This window comes from Devosia sp. FJ2-5-3 (genome assembly GCF_029201545.1).
GTDB lineage: Bacteria > Pseudomonadota > Alphaproteobacteria > Rhizobiales > Devosiaceae > Devosia.
Genome location: NZ_CP104007.1, coordinates 2,002,065 through 2,025,155 on the forward strand (window position 1 = coordinate 2,002,065; position 23,091 = coordinate 2,025,155).

18 protein-coding genes are annotated in these 23,091 nt (G+C 62.7%); 9 read left to right on the forward strand and 9 right to left on the reverse strand.

Annotation, left to right across the window (positions count from 1 at the left end):
• Positions 1-166 precede the first annotated feature (166 nt).
• The 4 genes from uvrA to N0P34_RS09770 all read right to left on the reverse strand — a co-directional run bounded on the left by uvrA (position 167) and on the right by N0P34_RS09770 (position 6,145).
• Positions 167-3,061 carry an excinuclease ABC subunit UvrA gene (uvrA, locus tag N0P34_RS09755; RefSeq protein ID WP_275606827.1) on the reverse strand — a complete coding sequence of 965 codons (2,895 nt, stop codon included), beginning with the start codon at positions 3,059-3,061 and terminating at the stop codon, positions 167-169.
• A 269-nt stretch (positions 3,062-3,330) separates the two neighbouring features.
• The gene (locus N0P34_RS09760; RefSeq protein WP_275606828.1) at positions 3,331-3,975 is read right to left on the reverse strand and encodes a LysE family translocator; all 645 of its coding nucleotides are present in this window, start codon (positions 3,973-3,975) and stop codon (positions 3,331-3,333) included.
• A 107-nt stretch (positions 3,976-4,082) separates the two neighbouring features.
• Complete coding sequence (locus N0P34_RS09765) at positions 4,083-4,466, reverse strand: rhodanese-like domain-containing protein (RefSeq protein WP_275606829.1); 384 nt, start codon at positions 4,464-4,466, stop codon at positions 4,083-4,085.
• Between the two features lie 182 nt (positions 4,467-4,648).
• Positions 4,649-6,145 carry an acetyl-CoA hydrolase/transferase family protein gene (locus N0P34_RS09770; protein ID WP_275606830.1) on the reverse strand — a complete coding sequence of 499 codons (1,497 nt, stop codon included), beginning with the start codon at positions 6,143-6,145 and terminating at the stop codon, positions 4,649-4,651.
• A 305-nt stretch (positions 6,146-6,450) separates the two neighbouring features.
• Here N0P34_RS09770 and ssb point away from each other — a divergent pair, with 305 nt between their 5' ends.
• The 3 genes from ssb to N0P34_RS09785 all read left to right on the forward strand — a co-directional run bounded on the left by ssb (position 6,451) and on the right by N0P34_RS09785 (position 10,016).
• Positions 6,451-6,990 (forward strand): single-stranded DNA-binding protein, encoded by a 540-nt coding sequence (gene ssb, locus N0P34_RS09775; protein ID WP_275606831.1) that lies wholly within the window; start codon positions 6,451-6,453, stop codon positions 6,988-6,990.
• Positions 6,991-7,117: 127 nt separating this feature from the next.
• On the forward strand, positions 7,118-8,047 hold the full coding sequence (locus N0P34_RS09780; protein WP_275606832.1) for an aldo/keto reductase: 930 nt from the start codon (positions 7,118-7,120) through the stop codon (positions 8,045-8,047).
• A gap of 424 nt (positions 8,048-8,471) precedes the next feature.
• Positions 8,472-10,016, forward strand: coding sequence for an ABC transporter substrate-binding protein (locus N0P34_RS09785; protein ID WP_275606833.1), 1,545 nt, complete (start codon positions 8,472-8,474; stop codon positions 10,014-10,016).
• Between the two features lie 97 nt (positions 10,017-10,113).
• Here N0P34_RS09785 and dtd read toward each other — a convergent pair whose 3' ends face one another.
• From dtd to N0P34_RS09805, 4 genes are all read right to left on the reverse strand, one after another.
• Positions 10,114-10,554 carry a D-aminoacyl-tRNA deacylase gene (gene dtd, locus N0P34_RS09790; protein ID WP_275606834.1) on the reverse strand — a complete coding sequence of 147 codons (441 nt, stop codon included), beginning with the start codon at positions 10,552-10,554 and terminating at the stop codon, positions 10,114-10,116.
• A 200-nt stretch (positions 10,555-10,754) separates the two neighbouring features.
• On the reverse strand, positions 10,755-11,282 hold the full coding sequence (locus N0P34_RS09795; RefSeq protein WP_275606835.1) for a hypothetical protein: 528 nt from the start codon (positions 11,280-11,282) through the stop codon (positions 10,755-10,757).
• A 101-nt stretch (positions 11,283-11,383) separates the two neighbouring features.
• Complete coding sequence (locus N0P34_RS09800; protein WP_275606836.1) at positions 11,384-13,804, reverse strand: MMPL family transporter; 2,421 nt, start codon at positions 13,802-13,804, stop codon at positions 11,384-11,386.
• Between the two features lie 145 nt (positions 13,805-13,949).
• Positions 13,950-14,828, reverse strand: coding sequence for an NAD(P)H-binding protein (locus N0P34_RS09805; RefSeq protein ID WP_275606837.1), 879 nt, complete (start codon positions 14,826-14,828; stop codon positions 13,950-13,952).
• A 140-nt stretch (positions 14,829-14,968) separates the two neighbouring features.
• Between N0P34_RS09805 and N0P34_RS09810 the strand changes: the two genes are divergently transcribed.
• The 6 genes from N0P34_RS09810 to N0P34_RS09835 all read left to right on the forward strand — a co-directional run bounded on the left by N0P34_RS09810 (position 14,969) and on the right by N0P34_RS09835 (position 21,421).
• On the forward strand, positions 14,969-15,376 hold the full coding sequence (locus tag N0P34_RS09810) for a helix-turn-helix domain-containing protein (RefSeq protein WP_275606838.1): 408 nt from the start codon (positions 14,969-14,971) through the stop codon (positions 15,374-15,376).
• 79 nt (positions 15,377-15,455) lie between these two features.
• Positions 15,456-16,037 carry a helix-turn-helix domain-containing protein gene (locus N0P34_RS09815; protein WP_275606839.1) on the forward strand — a complete coding sequence of 194 codons (582 nt, stop codon included), beginning with the start codon at positions 15,456-15,458 and terminating at the stop codon, positions 16,035-16,037.
• The gene (locus N0P34_RS09820; RefSeq protein WP_275606840.1) at positions 16,034-17,257 is read left to right on the forward strand and encodes an MFS transporter; all 1,224 of its coding nucleotides are present in this window, start codon (positions 16,034-16,036) and stop codon (positions 17,255-17,257) included. Before N0P34_RS09815 ends, N0P34_RS09820 begins: the two co-directional genes overlap by 4 nt.
• A 108-nt stretch (positions 17,258-17,365) precedes the next feature.
• Positions 17,366-20,125, forward strand: a complete 2,760-nt coding sequence (gene gyrA, locus N0P34_RS09825) for a DNA gyrase subunit A (RefSeq protein WP_275606953.1) — start codon at positions 17,366-17,368, stop codon at positions 20,123-20,125.
• Positions 20,126-20,342: 217 nt separating this feature from the next.
• The gene (gene coaD / locus N0P34_RS09830) at positions 20,343-20,837 is read left to right on the forward strand and encodes a pantetheine-phosphate adenylyltransferase (protein WP_275606841.1); all 495 of its coding nucleotides are present in this window, start codon (positions 20,343-20,345) and stop codon (positions 20,835-20,837) included.
• 44 nt (positions 20,838-20,881) lie between these two features.
• Positions 20,882-21,421 carry a peptidylprolyl isomerase gene (locus tag N0P34_RS09835; RefSeq protein WP_275606954.1) on the forward strand — a complete coding sequence of 180 codons (540 nt, stop codon included), beginning with the start codon at positions 20,882-20,884 and terminating at the stop codon, positions 21,419-21,421.
• A gap of 248 nt (positions 21,422-21,669) precedes the next feature.
• Here the strand turns inward: N0P34_RS09835 and tig are convergent, their stop codons facing one another.
• Positions 21,670-23,049 (reverse strand): trigger factor, encoded by a 1,380-nt coding sequence (gene tig / locus N0P34_RS09840; protein ID WP_275606842.1) that lies wholly within the window; start codon positions 23,047-23,049, stop codon positions 21,670-21,672.
• Between the last annotated feature and the right edge of the window lie 42 nt (positions 23,050-23,091).

The following is a 23,091-nucleotide window of genomic DNA, read 5'->3' on the forward strand; positions in this document are numbered from 1 at the left end:
ATGAGCCGATGAGCCGTTGACACTTGGTCCAGCTCGGTGCCCACGGACTATTCTGCGTCAGAGGCGGCTCTTCGACTTTGGCACCGTCGTTAGCCTTACCCACCTCACAGTGGCCTCCTCGTTCGCGGGGATGATCCTGTGGTGGTGCAGTGTGTGTCGGCCGACCTTACTCAGCTGCCCGGGTGGCGAAGTGGGGGCGGCGTTCCATGACTTCCTTGAGGAAGTGGCCAGTGTGGGAGCGCGAATTGGACGCGACGTCCTCGGGCGTGCCGCTGGCGACGATCTCGCCGCCGCCGTCGCCGCCCTCGGGGCCAAGGTCGATGATCCAGTCGGCAGTCTTGATGACTTCGAGATTGTGCTCGATGACGATGACGGTGTTACCGCCGTCGACGAGTTCATGCAGCACTTCAAGAAGCTTGGCTACGTCATGGAAATGGAGTCCGGTCGTCGGCTCGTCGAGCATGTAGAGCGTGCGGCCGGTGGCGCGCTTGGACAACTCCTTGGAGAGTTTGACGCGCTGGGCCTCGCCGCCCGAAAGGGTGGTGGCGGGCTGGCCGATCTTCACATAGCCGAGGCCGACGCGCTGGAGCGTCGCGAACTTGTCGCGGATAACCGGCACGGCCGAGAAGAAGTCGACGCCCTCGTCGATGGTCATGTCGAGGATGTCGGAGATCGATTTGCCCTTGAACTGGACTTCGAGCGTCTCGCGATTGTAGCGCTTGCCCTTGCAGACGTCGCAGGTGACGTAGACGTCGGGCAGGAAGTGCATTTCGATCTTGAGGACGCCATCGCCCTCGCACTTCTCGCAGCGCCCGCCCTTGACGTTGAAGGAGAAGCGGCCCGGGCCATAACCGCGAGTTTTCGCTTCCGGCAGGCTGGCGAACCACTCGCGCAGGGGCGTGAAGGCTCCGGTATATGTCGCCGGATTGGACCGCGGCGTGCGGCCGATCGGCGACTGGTCGATGTCGATGACCTTGTCTAGGAATTCGAGCCCGGTGAGCGATTCATGCGGGGCCGGGACGACGCGGGCGCCATTGAGGCGGCGGGCGATGGCCTGGTACATGGTGTCGATCATGAGGGTCGACTTGCCACCGCCGGACACACCGGTAATGGCGACGAAGAGGCCCAGGGGAATGTCGACCGAGACATTCTTGAGGTTGTTGCCGGTGGCCCCCTTCACAGACAGGGACTTGCCCTTCTTGCCTTCGCGGCGCTCTGCCGGAACGGGAATGCCCATGCGGCCCGACAGATATTTACCGGTCAGGCTGTCGGGGTGATTGAGGATGTCCTGGGGCGTGCCCTCGGCGACGATATGGCCGCCGTGAACGCCCGCACCGGGGCCGATGTCGAGGACATAATCGGCGGTCAGGATCGCGTCCTCATCGTGCTCGACGACGATAACGGTATTGCCGAGGTCGCGCAGGCGCTGAAGAGTTTCGAGCAGGCGGGCATTGTCCCGCTGGTGCAGCCCGATGGAGGGCTCGTCGAGAACGTAGAGAACGCCGGTGAGACCCGAGCCGATCTGGCTGGCAAGACGGATGCGCTGGCTCTCGCCGCCCGACAGCGTGCCGGAATTGCGCGACATGGAGAGATATTCGAGGCCCACATCGTTGAGGAAGTTCAGGCGCTCGCGGATTTCCTTGAGGATGCGCTCGCCGATCTGGCTCTGGGTGGGGGTGAGCTTTTCAGAAAGGCCCACAAACCATTTGCTGGCATTGCGGATCGACATCTCGGTGACCTTGCCGATGTGCAAGCCATCGATCTTGACGGCCAGCGATTCCGGCTTGAGGCGATAGCCGCCACAGGCCACGCAGGGCTTGGCCGACATGTATTTCTCGATCTCTTCGCGCATGCCGGCGCTTTCGGTTTCCTTGTAGCGGCGCTCAAGGTTGCCGATGACGCCTTCGAACACTTTTGAGGTGTTGTACTGGCGCAGGCCATCGTCATAGACGAAGTCGATCTTGGTCTTGTCGGTGCCGTAGAGAACCGCGTGCTGAACCTCGAAGGGCAGCTCGTTCCAGGCGGTGCCGGTTGAGGCGCCGAAGTGGCGCGCCACGGCCTGCAGGGTCTGGAGATAGAAAGGCGCGCTGGTCTTGGACCAGGGCAGGATGGCACCGTCGCGCAATGACAGGGTGGGATCGGGCACGATCTGATCGGGATCGATCTTCTGCTCCGTGCCCAGGCCATCGCAGACCGGGCAGGCGCCAAAGGGATTGTTGAAGGAGAAAAGACGCGGCTCGATCTCGGCAATGGTGAAGCCGGAGACCGGGCAGGCGAATTTTTCCGACATGGTGATCTGGCGCGGCGTGCCGTCTTCGTTTTTCTCGTCGGCCAGTTCAACCAGGGCAATGCCATCTGCGAGCTTGAGGGCGGTCTCGAAGCTTTCGGCAAGGCGTCCGGAAATGTCTGGTGAGACGACGAGGCGATCGACCACGACCTCGATGTCGTGCTTGAACTTCTTGTCGAGCGCGGGCGCTTCCTCGATCTCGTGATATTCGCCGTCGATCTTGACGCGCTGGAAGCCCCTGCGCATGAGATCGGCCAGTTCCTTCTTGTATTCGCCCTTGCGGCCGCGCGCGATCGGGGCCAGCAGATAAAGCCGCGTGCCTTCGGGCAGCTCCAGCACCTTGTCGACCATCTGCGACACGGTCTGGCTTTCGATGGGAAGGCCGGTGGCGGGCGAATAGGGAATGCCCACGCGCGCATAGAGCAGGCGCAGGTAATCATAGATTTCGGTGACGGTGCCAACGGTCGAGCGCGGGTTACGCGAGGTCGTCTTCTGCTCGATGGAAATGGCGGGCGACAGGCCCTCGATGTGCTCGACATCGGGCTTCTGCATCATCTCGAGGAACTGGCGCGCATAGGCGGAGAGGCTCTCCACATAGCGGCGCTGACCCTCGGCATAGATGGTGTCGAAGGCGAGCGAGGATTTGCCCGAGCCCGAAAGTCCCGTCATCACGATGAGGCTGTCGCGCGGCAGTTTGACGTCAATGCCCTTCAGATTGTGTTCACGCGCGCCGCGAACAATGATCTCGCGGTTCTGACTGGGCATAGACTTCATTTTCACGTCCGTGGCTTGTCGTGCCGATGAAAGGCACAGCAGCAAAGGGGGCAAGAGGGGCTGGAGAGCCCATCAGATAAGCGTAGCGGGGCCGGGCTGCAAGCCGTCGTCTTCTCGGGCTTGCGCAGCCGGCTTTCACCTTAGCGTGTCCCGAAGCGCCAGCAAAAGCACGTTTGATCTTGTGAACATTTGCAGAACATCCGGGATTCGGTCAAGTCGCTATGCGGGATGGCGCTGACAGACGCTGTCAGGAGCGTTCGGGGCCATGATCAGCCGGCAATTGACATGGTCAGCCCATGCCAGGCGGTGAAGAGGGCGACGACGATAAAGAGCGCGCCGGCTGCCCGGCCGATCCAGATCGTGGCGGCGGGATTGCCGACCAGTGCGTCGCGGCCCCGGCCGGCGGCCAGCGCCAGGGCGCCGTAGACAGCGCCCTGCATCAGGACGGTGATGATGCCAAGAGCGATTGCCTGGGTCCAGACCGGGCCGAATTCGGGGCGAAGGAACTGGGGGAAGACCGCCAGCACGAAGAGATAGGCCTTGGGATTGAGAAGGCAGGTAATGGCGCCCTGGCGGAAGGCAGACCAATCGGTGCGGGTTGTCGCCTGTCCGATGCCTTCGACAGTAATGGCGCTGCGCAGGAGCGTATAGCCGATCCAGGCCATGTAGGCGGCGCCGACAAGCACCATGGCCTGGAACAGCGCATTGGGAAGCTGGGCCAGGACGCCCACCGCCACCGCGCCGAAAAGGGCATGGACAGCACCGCCCAGCATGACACCGGCAAGAGCCGCGAAGCCGAGACGCCGGCCACCAGTGAGGGCGTTGGCGAGAATGTAGAACATGTCCATGCCCGGCACGACGATGATGCCGAAGACGAGGATCGTGTAGATCCAGAGCGCTTGTGCGTAATCCATGTTCCATCCCCCAGGTGTGACCGGGGAATGGACGAGGTGTGCTGACAGGGCGTGTCAGGAACAATCCGGAATGCCTTGCCGGGAGTGGTCGGCAGGCCAGCCGGGCGTCAGACTTTTTCGACTTCGCCGCCCGCGTCGACCCAATCGGGTTTGAAACCGCCGAGATTGTGGACATTGGTGTAGCCCATCTGGCGCAGCGTCGCGCCGCTGAGGGCGGAGCGTCCGCCGGAGGCGCAATGGAGGATGATTGGGCGATCGGGGCTGAGATTGGCGTCGTGATATTGCGAGGTGGCATCGGCGCGGAATTCGAGCATGCCGCGAGGGATGTTCACCGAGCCGGGGATCTTGCCGGCGGCAGCCAGCTCAGCGGGATCGCGGACGTCGACGATGACAGCGTTCTGCTCCTTGACCATGCGGTGGGCTTCGTCGGCGGAAATGCGGGGCACCTCGGCATTGGCTGCGGCAAGCATGTCTTTGACATTGGTGGGCATGTGGAGTTCTCCCTGGCTGGTTGTGGCGTGAGGATAGGGCCGGGGCGTGGCGGAAGCGAGGCCGGTATTTCTGAGGTGTGGTGAAGGACCCCCACCTAACCTCCCCCTGGTCAGGGGGAGGGATGCATCGGGCGTAAGGTGGCAGCGGTGCTCATGTCGCCGGGCGTGCGCCTGGCTGTGGCCTAGGCCTTCATGGTGCCTGTCTGCTGGCGGCGGGTGTGCCAGGAGAAGGCTTCTTCGAGGATATGCGGGGTGTGGCCGCCGCGGGCCAGGGCGCGGGTGAAATAGTCGTTCATCTGGTCGCGATAGGTGGGGTGCACGCAATTGTCGATGATGATCCGGGCGCGCTCGCGCGGGGCGAGGCCGCGCAGATCGGCGAGACCGATCTCGGTGACGAGAATATCGACATCATGCTCGGTGTGGTCGACATGGCTGACCATGGGGACGACCGAGGAAATGGCGCCATCCTTGGCCAGCGATTTGGTGACGAAAATCGAGAGATAGGCATTGCGGGCGAAATCGCCGGAACCGCCAATGCCGTTCATCATCATGGTGCCGTCGACATGGGTGGAATTGACGTTGCCATAGATGTCGAATTCGAGCGCGGTATTGATGCCAATGATGCCCAGGCGCCGGATGACTTCCGGGTGGTTGGAGATTTCCTGTGGGCGGAGGACCAGCTTGTCCTTGTAGCGCTCGAAATGCTCATAGATGCGCGAGGCGTAGGGGGCGCTGAGGCTGAAGGAGGAGGCCGAGGCAAAGGTGAGCTTGCCGGCATCGAAGAGGTCAAAGGTGGAGTCCTGCAGGACCTCGCTATACATGCGCAGATTGTGGAAGGGGCCGTCGGCGAGGCCCTGAAGCACGGAATTGGCGATGGAGCCGACGCCGGCCTGGAGGGGCTGCAGTGAGAGATTGAGCCGGCCCCTCGCGACCTCGCGCTCGAGCAGGCCGATGAGATGGCGGGCAATGGCCCGGGTGTCGTCATCGGCGGGAACCACGCTCGAGGCGCTGTCCACGGTGTCGGTGACGACGATGGCCGCGATCTTTTCGGGCGGGATCTCGACATAGGGCGTGCCGATGCGGCTGTCGCAGGCCATGAGCGGGATCGGGGCGCGGGTGGGGCGCTTGGAGGGAATGTAGATGTCGTGCAGGCCATCGAGCCCGAGCGGCTGGGCGAGGTTGATCTCGACGATGACCTTCTTGGCCAGGATGGCGAGGCTGGCCGAATTGCCGATCGAGGTGGTGGGGACGATGGCGCCGGTCTCGGTGATGGCGGCGGCCTCGATGATGGCGTAGTCGACCGGGCCGAGCTGGTTGGAGCGCAGATGCTCCACCGTCTCGCTCAGATGCTGGTCGATGAACATGACCTCGCCGCGGTTGATGGCCTTACGCAGGGTCGGGTCCGCCTGGAAGGGCATGCGGCGGGCGAGGACGCCGGCCTCGGTCAGCTTGCGGTCGATTTCGTGGCCGAGCGAGGCGCCGGTGATCAGCGTGATCTTGAAGGGATCGGTATGACCGCGGGCGGCCAGCGCCAGCGGAACGGCCTTGGCATCGCCGGATTTGGTAAAACCGCTCATGCCGATCACCATGCCGTCCTCGATCAGCGCGGCGGCGGCCTCGGGCGTCATGATGCGGCCCATGAGGTCGGGATGGCGGATGCGGGTGGTCAAGTCGCCCATTGGCGATCTCCTCATTGTCATAACCATCTGCGTCCGGGGCCTCCAAAATCAAGGCTTCGCCGAGGGGTCAAGTAACAATATTGACTATGCGCTGACTGGAACATATAGTGAACATTAATTGGTGTCAGCTGGTTAGGCTCGATTGGAAAGATGTGGGCGTCGGTAGAATTGTTCATTCTGTCGCCGCGAAAGAGGCTAAGATGAGCCCAAGAGGCCCCGCGCGGGATATGGCGGCGACGGGTCGAGAGATTTGTGAGGGTCCTGCGACCGAACCCGGGCGGGACTGAATTGGAAGGGATAGCGCCATGGCTGGCAGCGTGAACAAGGTTATTCTGGTGGGCAATCTGGGCAATGACCCGGAAGTGCGGAACCTGCAGAGCGGCGGCAAGGTGGTGAACCTTTCCATCGCCACCTCGGAAAGCTGGAAGGACCGCAATACCGGCGAGAAGCGCGAGAAGACCGAATGGCACCGCGTGGTGATCTTCTCGGAAGGTCTTGCCCGCGTGGCCGAAAGTTATTTGCGCAAGGGCAGCAAGGTCTATATCGAGGGCCAGCTGCAGACCCGCAAATGGCAGGACCAGTCCGGCCAGGACAAATATTCGACCGAAGTGGTGCTGCAGGGATTCAACTCCAACCTGACGCTGCTTGACGGCCGTGGCGAAGGTGCCAGCGCCGGTGGTGGCGAAGGCGGCGGCTTCGGCGGTGGTGGCGGCGGCTATGGCGGGGGCGGCGATGGCGGCTTCCGTGGTCGCGACAACAATGCGGGTGGCGGCGGCGCCCGTCGGCCTGCGGCCAATGCACCGGCCTTCGAGCCCGGCGGCATGGACGACGATATCCCCTTCTGATCGAGATTCATTCGGGAAGACGGCGGAGATTTCCGTCGGGAATTAGACCATGACATTAAATTGGCCGCGAAAGCGGCCTTTTTTCTGCGCTGGAACAGCAAGCACAGATTCTATCGAGGAGGATAGTATGCGGAATTACAAGGTCGGGCCGGAAGGGCAGGAGGTTTCAAGCGTCGTTCTGGGGCTCATGCGCATCACCACTATGGAGGATGATGCGATCCGGACCCTGGTCGATAGTGCCATCGAGGCGGGCGTTACGGTGTTCGACCATGCCGACATCTATGGCGGCAAGGACCATGTCTGCGAGCAGCGTTTTGGCGATGCGGTGACATTCTCTCCGGCCGAACGCGAGCGCGTCGTCATCCAGAGCAAGGTCGGCATCCGACGCGGCTGGTTCGATTTTTCCAAGGAACACATTCTGGAAGCGGTGGATGGATCGCTGGCGGCTCTCAAGACGGACTATCTCGATGTCCTCCTGCTCCACCGCCCGGATGCGCTGGTCGAACCAGAAGAGGTGGCCGAAGCGTTCGACCTGCTCCATGCGTCGGGCAAGGTGCGCCAGTTTGGCGTTTCGAACCACACGCCCGGACAAATCGAAGTCTTGAAGACGGCGGTCCGGCAGCCGCTTGTCTACAACCAGGTGCAGCTGAGCATTCCGCACGCGAACCTGATTGCCCAGGGCATTGCCGCCAATATGGGCGGGCTCGACCAATCCATTTCCCGCGATGTGGGGCTGCTCGACTATTCGCGCCTCACCGGCATGACGCTGCAGGCGTGGTCGCCTTTCCAGCAAGGTTTTTTCAAGGGCGTCTTCATCGGTGACCGGGAGAATTTTGCCGAACTCAATGATGTGCTGGACGAACTGGCGCGCAAATACGAGGTCACGCCGACGGGCATCGCCGTTGCCTGGATCGTCAGACACCCCGCCAATATCCAGGTGGTGCTTGGAACGACAAAGCCGGAACGGGTTCGCGACTGCGTCGCGGGTTCCGATATCCAGCTGACGCGCGAAGAATGGTACCGCCTGTTTCGCGCTGCCGGACATAAAGTGCCGTGACAGATCGCCGGGCTGTGGCCCGGCGACATGGTCAAATTTCAGTCGCGGGCCAGTGACCACGGCGCGCGGTGCGATGCGCTCGCGGGGCGCGTGACAATTTCCCGCTAAAGATCTGGGACAGCGTTGGTGCGGTGAGATCGCCGTACCAGCGTTGCGCTGTCCACTCCCCCCTTATCGACGTTCAATCCTCGTGGCTCCTGCATCGCAGATCGGCGAAACGTCCGCGCCATGGTCGGTCGCCTCGGCCAATAAATTCGATCTTGGCGGATCCTAGTCCCTTGAACGCCCTTGACAGACGTCGGGATGCTCCATTTTATGAATGTATACAGTATGCAATCATACAGTGAGTGACGGAGAAGGGGTCCGTTGTCGCTGGGTGTTTGTCGTCGGTGTTGCGCCGGCTGTATCCTTGGAGGGAGTACCCATGAAATCTAGACTAAGCATTGCAGCGGGATTGTTGCTGGCAACATGCCTGCCTGCCCTGGCTCAACCATCAGAAAACACGCTGGTCGTTGCCCAGTCTGTCGACATCGAGTCGCTCGAGCCCGACATGCTCAACCAGGCCTCGTCGCTGAACGTGGCGATGGCGCTGTGGGGCACGCTGCTTTCGGTTACGCCGGAAGGCGAGATCGTTCCGAATTTTGCCGAGAGCTATGAGTGGAACGACGAAGGCACGGAGCTGAGCTTCAAGATCCGCCCGGGTCTCAAGTGCGAAGACGGCGAGACACTGGACGCCGAAGACGTCGCCTATACGCTCAACCGTGCAGCCGATCCCGCCAACGGCTTTATCGGCCACGTGCCCGGCTTTACCTATTCGTCCATCGGCTTTGTCGGTGCACGTGCCGAGGGGCCCGATGTGGCGGTCCTCCAGGTGAAGAACTATTCCTCGACGGTTGCGGGGATGACGGCCGATATCCTCATCCACTGCAAGGACAGCTACGAGAAGCTGAGCGTCGAGGAAGCGGCGATTTCGCCGGTTGCCTCTGGACCGTACAAGCTGGTGGAGTGGGTGCGCGCCGACCGTGTCGTGCTGACCCGCAACGACCAGTATACCCTCGAAGAGGTGCCGTTCGAGAACGTGATCTTCAAGGTGATCCCGGAATCGAGCACGCGCACGGCCGAACTTCTGGCCGGCAATGTCGATATCGCCACCAATATTCCGCCTGACCAGAGCGATGTCGTCAACGCTTCGGGCCGCGCCAAGGTAGTGTCGGTTGCCGGTACGCGCCGCATGTTCGCCGGTTTCAATTTCTCGGGCGCCTTTGACGGCACCCCGGCAGGCGAAGCGATCAAGAAGAAAGAAGTGCGCCAGGCCCTCAACATGGCCGTCGACGTGCCGACCATCTGCAAGCAATTGCTGGGCACCGAATGCGAACGCGCCAATGGCCTTGCCAATCTGGGCGATCCCAACATCAAGCCCTATCCCTATGATCCGGCCAAAGCCGAGGAAATGCTCGATGCAGCGGGTTATCCGCGCGGCGAGGACGGGGTGCGCTTCACCGTCACCATGCAGGGTCCCCAGGGACGCTATCTCAATGACGGCCAGGTGCAGCAGGCACTTGCTCAATATCTGAGCGATGTCGGCGTCGAGACCACCAATGATCTGATGGACATGTCGGTGTTTTCGCCGATGGCGCGCGAGCACCGCGCCGGCCCGATGTTCTTCATCGGCCAGGGTGGCCAGCTGTGGAGCGCGATCTTCGACATGTCGCTGTTCTCCTCCTGGGATGCGCCGGTGAATACCGGCATGTGGAAGAACGAGGAATGGGAAAAGCGCTGGGCCATGCTGGGTGACCGCGATGAAGTCGCCGAGCGCAAGATCGTCGACGAAATGCTGGCCATCCATCACGACGACGCGCCCTGGATTTTCCTCTACTTCCAGCCGGACTTCTATGGTGTTTCGGACCGCATCGACTGGACGCCGCGCCGCGACGAAGCGCTGGACATCTGGACGGCACGCCTCAAATAATCAGCCCAAGTATAATGGGCGGTGCTCCGGCTGCCTCAGCCGGGGCACGGGAAGGGGTCGCGCAAGCGGCCCCTTCTTTCGTCTGGAAGCGGAAGAGTTATTGCTCGGTATCGAGCCAGATGGTGATCGGGCCGTCGTTGACGAGAGCCACTTTCATGTCCGCGCCGAACCGGCCATTGGCGACGGGGATACCCTGGCCGGCGAGGGACGCGGAGAAGCGTTCGTAAAGCGCGCGGCCGAGATCGGGGGCGGCTGCGCTGGAAAAGCCGGGGCGATTGCCCCTGGTGTCGGCGGCGAGAGTGAACTGGCTGACGACGAGCGCTGCGCCACCGATGTCGAGCAGCGAGCGGTTCATCTTGCCGGCGTCGTCGGAGAAGATGCGCAGTTTCGCGATTTTTGCCGCGAGCCAATCGGCCTGTTTCTCGGTGTCGCCCTGCATGGCGCAGACGAGGACGAGAAGGCCCTGATCGATCTGGCCGGTGATCTCGCCATCGACAGTGACGGAGGCGGAGAGGACGCGCTGGACGAGGGCTCGCATGGGTTCTGCTTCAGGTTCGGAGGCTTGCAGACTTGACCTGAGATAGAGCCCCCCTCCCGAGCGCCGCTAGGGTCCCTCGGACCCAAGCTTTGCTTGCCCTCCCCTCGAGGGGGAGGGTGGTAGGAGCCGAGAGGCTGGCGACGACTGCCGGGCATCAGAGCACAATGATTGTGCTCAGAGGGCGCGCAATGACAGGAGAATTACCGCGAAAAGGGGACTTCGGCGCGGAGGCTGTCGCCGGATTCGACGTAGACGACCTCGAAGGTGACGCCGATGCCGCTATTGGTGAGGCTGATCTGGGCCGCGATGTTCATCGGCTTGCCTTCTTCGTCTTCTTCACGCTCGCGCAGATTGAACACAAGGCCGCTGCCGCGCTTCTGGCCGACGGCGATGCCGGTGAAGGTGGCGTTCGAGGTCATGGCCGCTTCGTAGCGCCTGGCGGCGTCGACATAGGCGATGGTGCCGGCGACGGAGAGATTGGTGCCCGCCAGGGTGCAGCGGCCGTTGTAATTGACCTTGTCCTGATTGCCCTGAGTCAGCGCGAGGCGGCAGACGACGCTTTCTTTGGTAGCGCCAATGAGCGTGCCGCGGCCGCGCCAATCGCCGATATAGGATTTCAGCAGGGCGACTTCGGCGGGGCCCGCAAAGGCCGGAGCTGCCGACAAGCCAGCAGAAGCAATCACGCCCGCCAGTGCCAGCGCACGGGTCAGGGTTCCGAGAAAGGTCATGGCAAAGCCTCCAGATGTCACAACGAGCCCCCCGGCTGTCATGCGGTTTCTTGTAGCAAATACGGCGAGATTCGGTGCAAATTTTGGAGGCGCATCAGGCATCAGGCGCGCCCGGGACTGGGCGCGGCCCCGCCGGTTCCCTCATCACCGGTGATGGTATCGCCGTCACCGGTGATGGTATCGCCGGTGGGATCATCGGGGGTGGCGTCGTGATCGGCGGTGCGCACTTTGATTTTGCCCAATGGATGGAAGAACTTGCCCCCGGCAATGAGCAGGGCGGGCAGGATGAAGAGATCGCCGAGGACCGCCAGCGCCAGGGTGATGACGAAGAGCGAACCGAACATGGCCACCTGCGGCAGTTCGGACCAGACGAGGATGGCGGTGCCGGCGCAGAGGATGACCGTGGTGGCGACAATGGCGCCGCCGATGCGCAGGAGCGTGTGCTTGACCGCGTCCTCGTGGCTGCGCTTTTCCTCGCGGCGGCCGTGAAGATAGTGCGAAAGGAAGTGGACCGTGTCGTCCACCGCGATGCCGAAGGCGATGGTGAGCGCGATGACGGTCGTCAGCTGCAATCCGGCGCCGGAGAAATAGAGCCACGCCTCGGTGCCCAATATCGGGAAGAGATTGGGAATGGCGGAGGCGAGGGCGACGCGGAAGGACTGGAAGGCAAAGCCGATCAGCCCGAGATTGACCAATACGCTGAGCGAGAGATCGAGCTGAAGGCCGCGCACGATATCGTCGGTGGCGAAGGTGGTGAGGATGCGGAAGCCGCCGAGCTCGGCGTCGTCGATGCCTGCGGCGGCAAGTTCGGCTTCGACCCGATGGACGAGATCCTTGAGCAAATCGCTTTCGATGATGGTCGGCATGAAGCCGGTGACGAGGGCCTGTGAGCCGTCTTCGGTGACGAAGCGCTTGCGCATGAAGGGGCCGACAGCGTCGAGAACTTCGCCGCGGGTAAAGCCGGCATCGGTGTAGTTGGTCATGCTGGCGGCGGAGATGACCTTGTTCTCGCCCAGCTCGGCCTCGAGGATTTCGTGGACCAGCTTTATGCGCTGGTAGTCGACCTCGCCGACGTTTGGATTGTTCTCGATCAGGGGGACGCGGATGTAGAGCGGGGCGACGCCGCCCACGCCTTCGTCGATGCTCTCGGCCGCGGTGAGGGCGGTCGATTCATTGGCCACGAAATCCTCGAAGGAGAAGCGGGGCTGGATGAGGAAATAGGGGATGAGCAGCAGGCCGGTCAGCACAATGCCGGTGATGGCGATGGGGCGGCCAAAGCGGCTGGCGAGGAACCAGCTCAGGGGCAGGGGGGCATTGAGCATGCGGCTCGATTTCGGCGGCGCCTTGAAGCCCAGGCGCAGCGCCAGTTTCAGCAGCAGGGGCTGGAAGGTCATGGTGCAGGCAAAGAGGAGGAACGCCCCCATGGCGCCGGCCATGGAAAATTCCTGAACGCCCTGTCCCGGGGTGAGCGACAGCGAGGCAAAGCTGACCATGGAGACGAGCATGGTCAGCGCCGTGGCCGGACCGACGAGCTTGATGGTGGCGTCGACGGCCTTGTTGGGCTCCATGCCATCCCGCCAATAGGCGAGCCAGTTGAAGGTGAAGAACATCGACTCGGCAAAGGAGATCACCAGCACCAGGGTGGTTACGATGATGGTGAGGAAGGAGAAGGAGCCGAAGAAGAGGAGGATCATGCCCATCGCCCACATCACCGACAGGAAGGGCGTGGCGGCGACGATGAGGGCCCCGGCAATGGAGCGCAGGGCGAACAGGGCAATGGCCGAGCCGAGGAGGAAGCCGTAGACGGTGAACTTGACCTGGTCATCCACCGCGGCGTTGAGCATTTCGGTGGTCCAGACCGGCGGGCCGGTGATTTCCACGGACAGCCCATCCGCCTGGAAGGGCGCGATGGTGGCGCGCAGGTTTTCGATCATCGCCTTGGCACCGCGCTCGGCCACCAGTTCCTGATTGGGGAACATGATGAGCACGACGCCGGTCAGATCGGGCGTGATGAGATTGCGCATCATCGGATCGTTCTGCTGGAGATCGATCAGGGCGAATGCGACTTCGTCGGGGGTCAGCATGCCCTCGGGAACGGCGGGCTCCGAGCCGCCGCCCGGCGCGGGTTTGCGCAGGGTGAAGGGCGACATGGTGCCGACGGCGTACTCATTGAGTTCGAGCTCGAAGGCGAGGTCGCGGACCCTCTCGATCGTCTGGGGATCGACCAGGGTCTCGGAATTGACGAGAACGTAGAGGTCATTCTCGAATGTGCCGAAGGTTTCCGACAAATGGGCATAGGCGTCGTAATAATGACCCGAGTGGGCGTAGACGCGCAGCAGATCACCGTCGACATTGGCTTTTGGCAGCTGGCTGAAGCAGAGGATCGAAAAGGCGAGGACGATGAAGGCCATGACGCGCGGACGGCGCACCGTGGCCAGCCCCAGATGCTCGAGGCCGAATCCTATTGAGCGATCATGGGTGAGGCGGGCCAGAAAACGCTTGAACGGGGAACCAGAAGACACCGAAACCCGACTCCGCAATGGGGCGACAATCTGGCGAAATCTGTACGAGTTTGCGGCCGACGCGTCCAGCGGTTGCAGATTTTGGTTTTGTAACGTTGCAGCATTGCAAGAGTGGCCGCGGACGGTCCGCAGCCACCCCTGGCGTTCAGGCGGCCAGAGCCGCGCGATTGGCCAGCAGAAAATCGCGCAGGGCCTGCGGCGCGCGGCCGGAGTAGCGCTCGACGGTGTCGGTGACGATGGCATGATGGCCGGCGGCGGCGTCCTGATCAAAGGCGACGAGGAGTGTCGCCATGAAGGGCGGGACGCCAGCAGATTGCAGGGCCTCGAGCAGTTGTTCCCCACTGAGGCCGATACGGGTCACGGGCTTGCCGGTGACGGACGAATAGAGCGCGGCCAGCTCTTCCTGGGTGACGGGGGAAGGGCCGGTGACATCGACGATCTCCTTGCCCGTGGCTGAGAGAAGTGCGCCGGCAGCCGTGCGGGCGGCATCGGCGCGGGTCACGTAGTTGCGGCCATTTCCGCCGGTTGCATCGAACAATTGGCCCGAAGCGAGAATGGGGCCCGCGCCTACGACCGTCATCTCGGCATAGATGTGATTGCGGAGCAGCGTGAAGTCGAGGCCTGAAGCTGCGATAGCCTGCTCGGTCCAGTAGTGATCGGCAATGCCCGCGGCGTCCGCATTCGGCCTGGCGTTGGGCGCGGACGTATAGGCGAGGTAGGAAATGCCAGCGGCCCGGGCGGCGGTGACGGCTGCCGCCTGATGAGCGGCGCGGTTGGCGCTCAGCGTGCTGATGATGAGGGCGCGGTCGACCCCGGCAAAGCCTGACGCCAGAGACGCTGGATCATCGAAATCGAGATGGCGCACTTCGACGCCTCGGGCGGCAAGATCGGCAAGCCCGGAAATGTCGCGCGAGCCTGCAACGATGTTTTGCGCGCCACGGGCCAGAAGCTCTTCAACGGCGAGGCGGCCCAACTGGCCGCCGGCACCGGTCACCAGCAATCGGGAATTGGTAAATTCAGTCATGGGACCCTCTTGGGTTTGTCCGCAGCTTGTTCAACGGAAGGTTGGAGAGTAAGTCTCGAAAGGAGAGTGCTGTCTAGTCTCCCAGGAGGAGGCTGAAAAGGAGGCACGTTTTCGGATGAAGATTACTGCGAGGTAAGTGGATGCGGCAGGGCGAGGAATTGGCGGCGATCTATGTGGAGCGGTGGAACGCTGCGAGCGGGCAGGGCAAGACCGAGGATTGCCCGGTGCGCAATGTGCTCGATCGGCTCGGGGACAAATGGAGCATGCTGCTGGTGATGACGCTGGCCGGTGGGCCCAGGCGCTTCAACCAACTCCACCGCGCGGTGCCCGATATTTCCCAGAAGATGCTGACGCAGACGCTGCGGGATCTGCAGCGGGATGGGCTCGTGGCGCGGCAGGTGTTCGACACCAAGCCGCCATCGGTGGAATATCGGCTTACCGCACTCGGTCACTCGCTGATCGTGCCGCTGGGGTATTTGATCGACTGGGCCAATGACAGCAAGGGCCGAATAGACGCGGCGCGGACGGCGTTCGACACGGTCGCCTGACACTTTCCAGAGATCGCAAAGATATATTTGCAAAGATATGTTTGCAGTTGTAGGCTGACTTCGGATTTCGGAGGCGGTCATGGCTGAGCGGCGCAGCATATCGAGGATCAAACCGGACGCGATGGCCCTGCGGGCGCTGGCGCATCCACAACGCATGCGGATGCTGGCCATGTTGCGCGTGGACGGCCCAAGCACGGCAACGGCTCTGGCCGAGCGCATGGGGCTCAATTCGGGTTCGGCGAGTTATCATTTGCGGCAGCTGGCCCGGCACGGTTTCATCGAAGAGGACACCGAGCGCGGCAATGGGCGGGAGCGCTGGTGGCGGTCGCGGCACGAGTCCACGAGCGTCCCCGAAGACGAAGACACCGATCCCGCCTTTGGCGACGCGATTCTGGCGGCCCATATCGACCAGATGCGCGACGCGCGGGCGCGTCGGGGCACGCTCAGCCCGGAGTGGCGGCGCGCGTCGGTGGCCAGCGATTTCATCATCCCCCTCAATGCCGCCGACGCCGAACAATTGCTCGAAAAGCTCCATGCCGTTCTTTGGGAGGCGATGGAGGCGGCGCCCAAGCTCGGTACGCCGCTCGAGGAGGGTGTTGAGCCGGTGACCATCATGCTGCATTCGTTTCCGCGATCTCCAGATGATAGAGGCGCAAAATGAGCGGCGTTCGCCCCCTGGCCGCCCTGGCGGCGGCAACCGTCGCCTCCGTGGGTGGGACGCGCCTCTCGGTCATCGCCATTCCGTGGCTGGTGCTGACAACGACCGGAAGCCCGGTGTTGACCGGGCTGGTGGGGATGGCGGAACTGTTGCCCTATGTCGTCGCCAAGGCACTGGCCGGGCCGCTGATCGATCGGCTGGGCGCGCGGCGCATGGCCATCACCTGCGACCTGCTATCAATGGTCGCGGTGGGCCTTGTACCGTTGCTGCACTTTGCCGGGCTACTGCAATTTTATGTCTTGCTGCCGGCCGTGGCGCTGATCGGGGTCTTGCGTGCGCCGGCCGATGCGGCAAAGCAGGCGCTGGTCCCCTATGTTGCCGATATCGGGAACATGCCGCTCGAAAGAGTGACGGGGATCATGGGGGCGAGCGACCGGCTGGCGGGCACGCTGGGCGCCGCGGCGGCGGGCGGGCTGATCGCCCTGATCGGGCCGATGCCGGCCCTGATGGTCAATGCTGGGGCCTTCCTGGCTTCGGCCATTCTGGTGTCGGCCGGGGTGCCGAAACAGGTGCGGGCGGTGGCAGCGGGCCAGCCGGTGAGCTATCGGGCGGATTTCTCGGCGGGATGGGCGGCGCTGCGCAATGAGCCGGTGCTGATGGCGATGGTGGTGATGATCGCGGTGACCAATCTTTTCGACCAGGCCTACGCCATCGTGCTGCTGCCCGTGTGGGTGAGGGAGGCGGGGCTGGATGTGAGCTGGGTGGGGATCCTCCTCGCGATCTTTTCGGCAGGTGCGATTGCGGGCGCGACGGTGGCGGCGGCCACGGCCGAGAAACTGCCCCGGCTTTTCGTCTACACGACGGGGTTCGTGTTTGCCGGGCCGGCGCCGATGGTGGCGCTGGCTTCGGGCCTGCCCATGCCGGTTCTGGCCGGCGTGCTGACCATCAGTGGTTTTGCCGCAGGGTTTCTCAACCCCATCGTCGGGGCGATCCTTTTCGAGCGCATTCCAAAGGCCATGGTGGGGCGCGTCATCGCGCTCGTGGGAGCGCTCGGGTGGGTGCTGATGCCGTTTGGCGGGCTTTATGCGGGGGTGCTCGTGACAAATACGGGTATTTCGCCCGCCCTGGTCTTGACGGGAATGCTGTACCTTGTCGCCGCCCTGTCGCCGATTGCCGTTCCCGCATTTCGCCAGATGAAGCGGCAGCAACCGGCAAAAGCCTGATCTCCACAGGTTGAACCGCCGGAAATTGGTATTTCCGGCCGGAATCGCCTATCTATCGGTTAACAAGAACCAACACGGAATCACCCCGTGAGTGATACGACCGATAATCTGCCTGCCGAGACCCCTCGGTCCGGCATAGCGACGATTCAGATCACCGACGAGATGCGCAAGAGCTATCTCGATTACGCGATGAGCGTGATCGTCAGCCGCGCACTTCCGGACGTGCGGGATGGCCTCAAGCCGGTGCACCGGCGCATCCTGTTCTCGATGAGCGAGAACGGATACGAATACAACAAGCCCTATCGCAAATCGGCCCGCGTGGTCGGCGACGTGATCGGTAAATACCACCCCCATGGCGACTCCTCGATCTATATGGCCTTGGTCCGTATGGCGCAGGATTTCTCCATGGGAGAAATGCTGGCGGAAGGTCAGGGCAATTTCGGTTCGGTCGACGGCGATATGCCGGCGGCCATGCGCTATACCGAAGTGCGCATGCAGAGGATCACCAATTCCCTGCTCGACGACCTCGACAAGGACACGGTGGACTTCCGGCCCAACTATGATGGGTCCGAGAACGAACCCACTGTGCTGCCGGCGCGCTTCCCCAACATGCTGGTCAATGGCGGCAGCGGCATCGCCGTCGGCATGGCGACCAATGTGCCGACGCACAATCTGAGCGAAACCATCAATGCCGCCCTGGCGCTGCTGGACAATCCGTTCGCCACCACCGATGAGCTGATCGAGCACCTGCCGGGCCCCGACTTCCCGACAGGCGGCGTCATTCTGGGCCGCGCCGGTATCCGGCAGGCCTATGAGACGGGTCGCGGTTCGATCATCGTGCGTGGCCGGGCGGTGGTGGAAGAGGTTCGCAAGGAACGCGAAGCCATCGTCATCACCGAGATCCCCTATCAGGTGAACAAGGCGCATCTGGTCGAAAAGATCGCCGAGCTGGTGCGCGACAAGCGCGTCGAAGGCATTGCCGATCTGCGCGACGAATCCAGCCGCGAAGGCATGCGCATCGTCATCGAGGTCAAGCGTGACGCGATGCCGGATGTGGTGCTGAACCAGCTCTATCGGTTCACGCAGCTGCAGAGTTCGTTCGGCTGCAATTTCGTGGCGCTCAATGGCGGCAAGCCGGAGCTGATGAATCTGAAACAGATTCTCGAGGCGTTCCTCAGCTTCCGTGAGGAAGTGGTGACGCGTCGCGCCCGGTTCCTGCTGAACAAGGCCCGTGACCGCGCCCATATCCTGGTTGGCCTGGCCGTGGCCGTCGCCAATATCGACGAGGTTATCGCGCTGATCCGCACCGCGCCCGATCCGGCAACTGCCCGCGAACAGCTGATGACGCGCCGCTGGCCGGCTGCCGATGTCGAGCCGCTGATCCGCCTGATCGACGATCCGCGCCACCAGATCAACGAAGACGGCACGTTCAATCTTTCCGAGGAACAGGCCCGCGCCATTCTCGAACTGCGCCTGGCGCGCCTCACGGCCCTTGGCCGGGATGAAATCGGCGAAGAACTCAATGGCCTGGGCGCCGAGATCGAGGACTATCTCGATATCCTGCGCAGCCGCGAGCGCGTGCAGCAGATCATCCGCGAGGAACTCCAGGAGATCCGCGACCAGTTCGGCCGCGCCCGCAAGACGGAAATCGCCGACCATGTCGCCGATTTTGACGACGAAGACCTGATCGCCCGCGAAGACATGGTGGTGACGGTCAGTCACGCCGGCTATATCAAGCGGGTGCCGCTTTCCACCTACCGCGCCCAGAATCGCGGCGGCAAGGGTCGCTCGGGCATGTCGACGCGCGAGGAGGATTTCGTCTCGCGCCTGTTCGTCGCCAATACCCATACGCCGGTGCTGTTCTTCACCAGCCGTGGCATTGCCTACAAGATCAAGGTCTGGCGCCTGCCGCTGGCCCCTGCGAATGGCAAGGGCAAGGCTCTGATCAACATCCTGCCGCTGGAGCAGGGCGAGCGGATCACCTCGATCATGCCGTTGCCCGAGGACGAAGGCAGCTGGGGCAATCTCGACATCATGTTCGCCACGACGCGCGGCACGGTGCGCCGCAACTCGCTGGCCGACTTCGTCGAAGTGCGCCAGAACGGCAAGATCGCCATGAAGCTCGACGAGGGCGATGCGATCGTCGGTGTCGAGACCTGCACCGTCAACAACGACGTGCTGCTGACCACGGCGCTGGGCCAGGCCATCCGCTTCCGCGTCGACGACGTGCGCCTGTTCAAGGGCCGCGATTCGATGGGCGTCCGCGGCATTCAGCTGGCGGAGAACGACACTGTCATCTCGATGGCCGTGATCAACCACTCGGATGCGACGGCCGAAGAACGCGCCGCCTATCTCAAGCGCAGCCGCGCCATGAGGGGCGAAGTCGACAGCGACGACAATGCTTCGGATGAAGCAGGTGTCGAGGCCGGCGAGCTGGATCAGGAGCTCTATGCCAAGATGGGCGCTCTCGAGCAGTTCATCCTGACCATCTCCGAGAACGGCTATGGCAAGCGCACCTCGAGCCACGAATACCGGATCACCGGGCGTGGCGGTAAGGGTATCGTCGCCATGGCCGTCAACAAGCGCAACGGCAATTTGATCGCCAGCTTCCCGGTGGAAGAGGAAGACCAGATCATGCTGATCAGCGATGGCGGCCAGACCATCCGACTGCCGGTTGGTGGCGACAAGCCGATCGGCATCAAGGGCCGCAGCACCCAGGGCGTGATCGTGTTCGACACGGCCGAGGGCGAGAAGGTGGTCTCGGTCGAGCGCATCAGCGAGCCGGAAGGCGATGAGGATGATGGCGAGGCCAGCGGCGGTGACACCGGAGGCGATGCGCCGCCCGATACCGGGGCTGCGGAAGAATAAGAAAAAGGGGCGCTTCGGCGCCCCTTGTTTTTTGGTCCCGCCAATGGGCTGCGCGCGTCAGCCCAGTGCCGTTCCTGAAGTCGAAGGGGCAGGGGCGGCGTTGCCCGCTGTATAGACGAAAGGTCGGCCTGGCTGTGGCCAAATTTGGCTGCGGCGTGCTTGCCTCTTGTGCCGCTGCATGAGAAAATCCTAATAACAACAAGAGGAAGGGGGCGGCATGAGCAAGCTTGTCGGGTTTTATCCGGGATCGTTCGATCCGCTGACCAACGGGCATCTCGATGTCATCGAGCGGGCCTGCAAACTCGTCGATACGCTGGTGGTGGCCGTTGGAATCAGCGCGACCAAGAAGAACCCGCTATTCAGCCATGTCGACCGCATTGAAATTCTCCATCAGGTGCTCGGGCCGGTCGGTCTGCGCACCGAGACGGAATTCCGCATCGTCGACTTTTCGGGGCTCATGGTGAACGCGGCGCGCGAGCATGGCGCAAAGCTCATCATCCGCGGGCTACGCGACACGACCGATTATAATTACGAGATGCAGATGGTGGGAATGAACGCCCAGATGGCGCCCGACCTGCAGACCGTGTTCCTCCCCTCCAGCCCACCCGTGCGGCATATCTCGGCCACATTGGTGCGGCAAATCGCAGAGATGGGCGGGGATATTTCCGCCTTCGTCCCGCCAATCGTCCTCAAGGCTTTGAAATCACGATGATCACTCTCTCCCGTCGCCTGCTCGGTGGCCTCGCACTCGCCGCCATGGTCAGCCTGGCTGCGCCCGCCTTCGCTCAGGACGGCACGCCGCACCTGATCCTGACGCTCGAGAGCGGCACGGTCGATATCGAACTGCTGCCCGAACTCGCGCCCAAGCATGTCGAGCGCGTCGTGACGCTGGCCGAAAGCGGCGAATATGACAATGTCGTCTTCCACCGCGTGATCGAGGGCTTCATGGCCCAGACCGGCGACGTGGAATTCGGCAAGGAAAATACCCCGAATTTCGATCTGCAGCGGGCCGGCATGGGCGGTTCGAAGCTGCCCGACGTTGAGGCCGAATTCAATTCGGAGAGCTTCCAGCGCGGTATTCTGGGCGCGGCGCGCTCGCAGAACCCGAACTCGTTCAACTCGCAGTTCTTCATCACCTATGCCGATGCGAGCTTCCTCGACGGGCAGTACACCGTGTTCGGCAAGGTTGCCTCCGGCATGGAAGCTGTCGATGCGCTCGAGAAGGGGCCGCAATCGGCCAATGGCGCCGTGGCAAACCCGGACAAGATCATCAAGGCGACGATCGAATACAAGTAAGCGGTTCGTCACCGGTTTTTCAGAGCCCCGTCGCACATGGTGCGGCGGGGTTTTTTGTGTTCGGTATTTTGGTTGCGTTCGGGCTGTTTGCTCGATGTCATCCCCGCGAAAGCGGGGACCTCCGTTCAACAGGGGTTCCCGCTTTCGCGGGAATGACACCGCGGATAAACCGGAATGGTCGGTAGTTGGGCTGGAAAACAAAAAGGCCGCCCCGGGGGGCGGCCTTTTCGATTCGGTGCGAGGCCAGCTTAGTGGTGGTGCTCTTCGGGGACTTCGTCCTCGTCGGCCTGGATGAGCTTGGCCAGCTCTTCGCGGGTCATCTTCTTTTCAGTCTGTTCGGCAAGGTCGGCAACGTAGTCGACGACCTTGTTCTCGAAGACCGGAGCGCGCAGGCTTGCGAGGGCCTGGGCGTTCTGACGGTAATAGTCATAAACCTGCTGTTCCTGGCCGGGGAAGCGGCGGATCTCAGCGAGCAGGGCCTGCTGGTGCTCGTCGTCGGTGACCTGAACTTCGTTCTGGTTGCCGATTTCGGCGACGACGAGACCCAGACGCACGCGGCGCTCGGCAATGCGCTGATACTGCTCGCGGGCAGCTTCCTCGGTGGTGCCTTCGTCTTCGAAGGACCGGCCGTGGCTCTCGACTTCGTGCTGGACGCGCTGCCAGATGGTGGCGAATTCGGCTTCGACCAGCTGGGCCGGAACGTCGAACTTGTGGCCATCGTCGAGGGCGTCGAGAATCTGGCGCTTGATGTGCTGACGGCTCATGGAGGCTAGGGCGGCTTCCATCTGTTCCTTCACGGCATTGCGCAGTGCGGCAACGTCTTCGAGGCCGAGCTTCTTGGCGAACTCGTCGTCCAGCTCGCCCTGGTTCGGCCCATCGACATGCAGGATAGTGACGTCGAAGGTCGCTTCCTTACCGGCCAGCTCGGCATTGTTGTAGTCTGCCGGGAAGGTCACGGTGATGGTGCGGGTCTCGTCCTTCTTCTGGCCAACGAGCTGTTCTTCGAAGCCAGGGATGAACTCGTTCGAGCCAACGGTCAGGTGCGCATGGTCGGACTTGCCGCCAGCGAACTCAACGCCGTCGATCTTGCCGACGAAGCTGAGGCCAAGACGATCGCCCTGCTCGACGACAGCGCCATCACCCTTGTCGGTGTAGCCGCGATTCTGGGCGAACACGCGGTTCACTTCAGCGTCGATTTCTTCTTCGGTGACTTCAACGACCGGCTTGTCGAGCTTGAGGCCCTTGAGGTCCATCAGGGTGACGGGCGGGAGGACTTCATATTCGACTTCGAATGCGAGGTCGGTCTTGCCATCGAGCACGTCATTGATGACGGCCTGATCCTGGGGCAGGTCAACCTTGGGCTGTGCTGCGGCGCGCTCGGAGCGCTGGTCCAGCGTGTCGGACACGGTCGCGTTGATCGCGTCGGTCATCACTTCGGACATGGCCGAACGGCCATAGAGCTTCTTGAGGTGGGCGGTCGGCACCTTGCCGGGACGGAAGCCCTTGATGTTGGCCTGGCCCTTGAGCTCTTCCAGCTTGGAATCGAGGCGCGAAACGAGGTCGGCTGCCGGGATAGTGACACTGAGCTTGCGCTTCAGGCCTTCGTTGAGGGTTTCAGTAACCTGCATGGGGGGCTATTCCCGTTAGAATTGATCTTCTTAAGGCCAGGA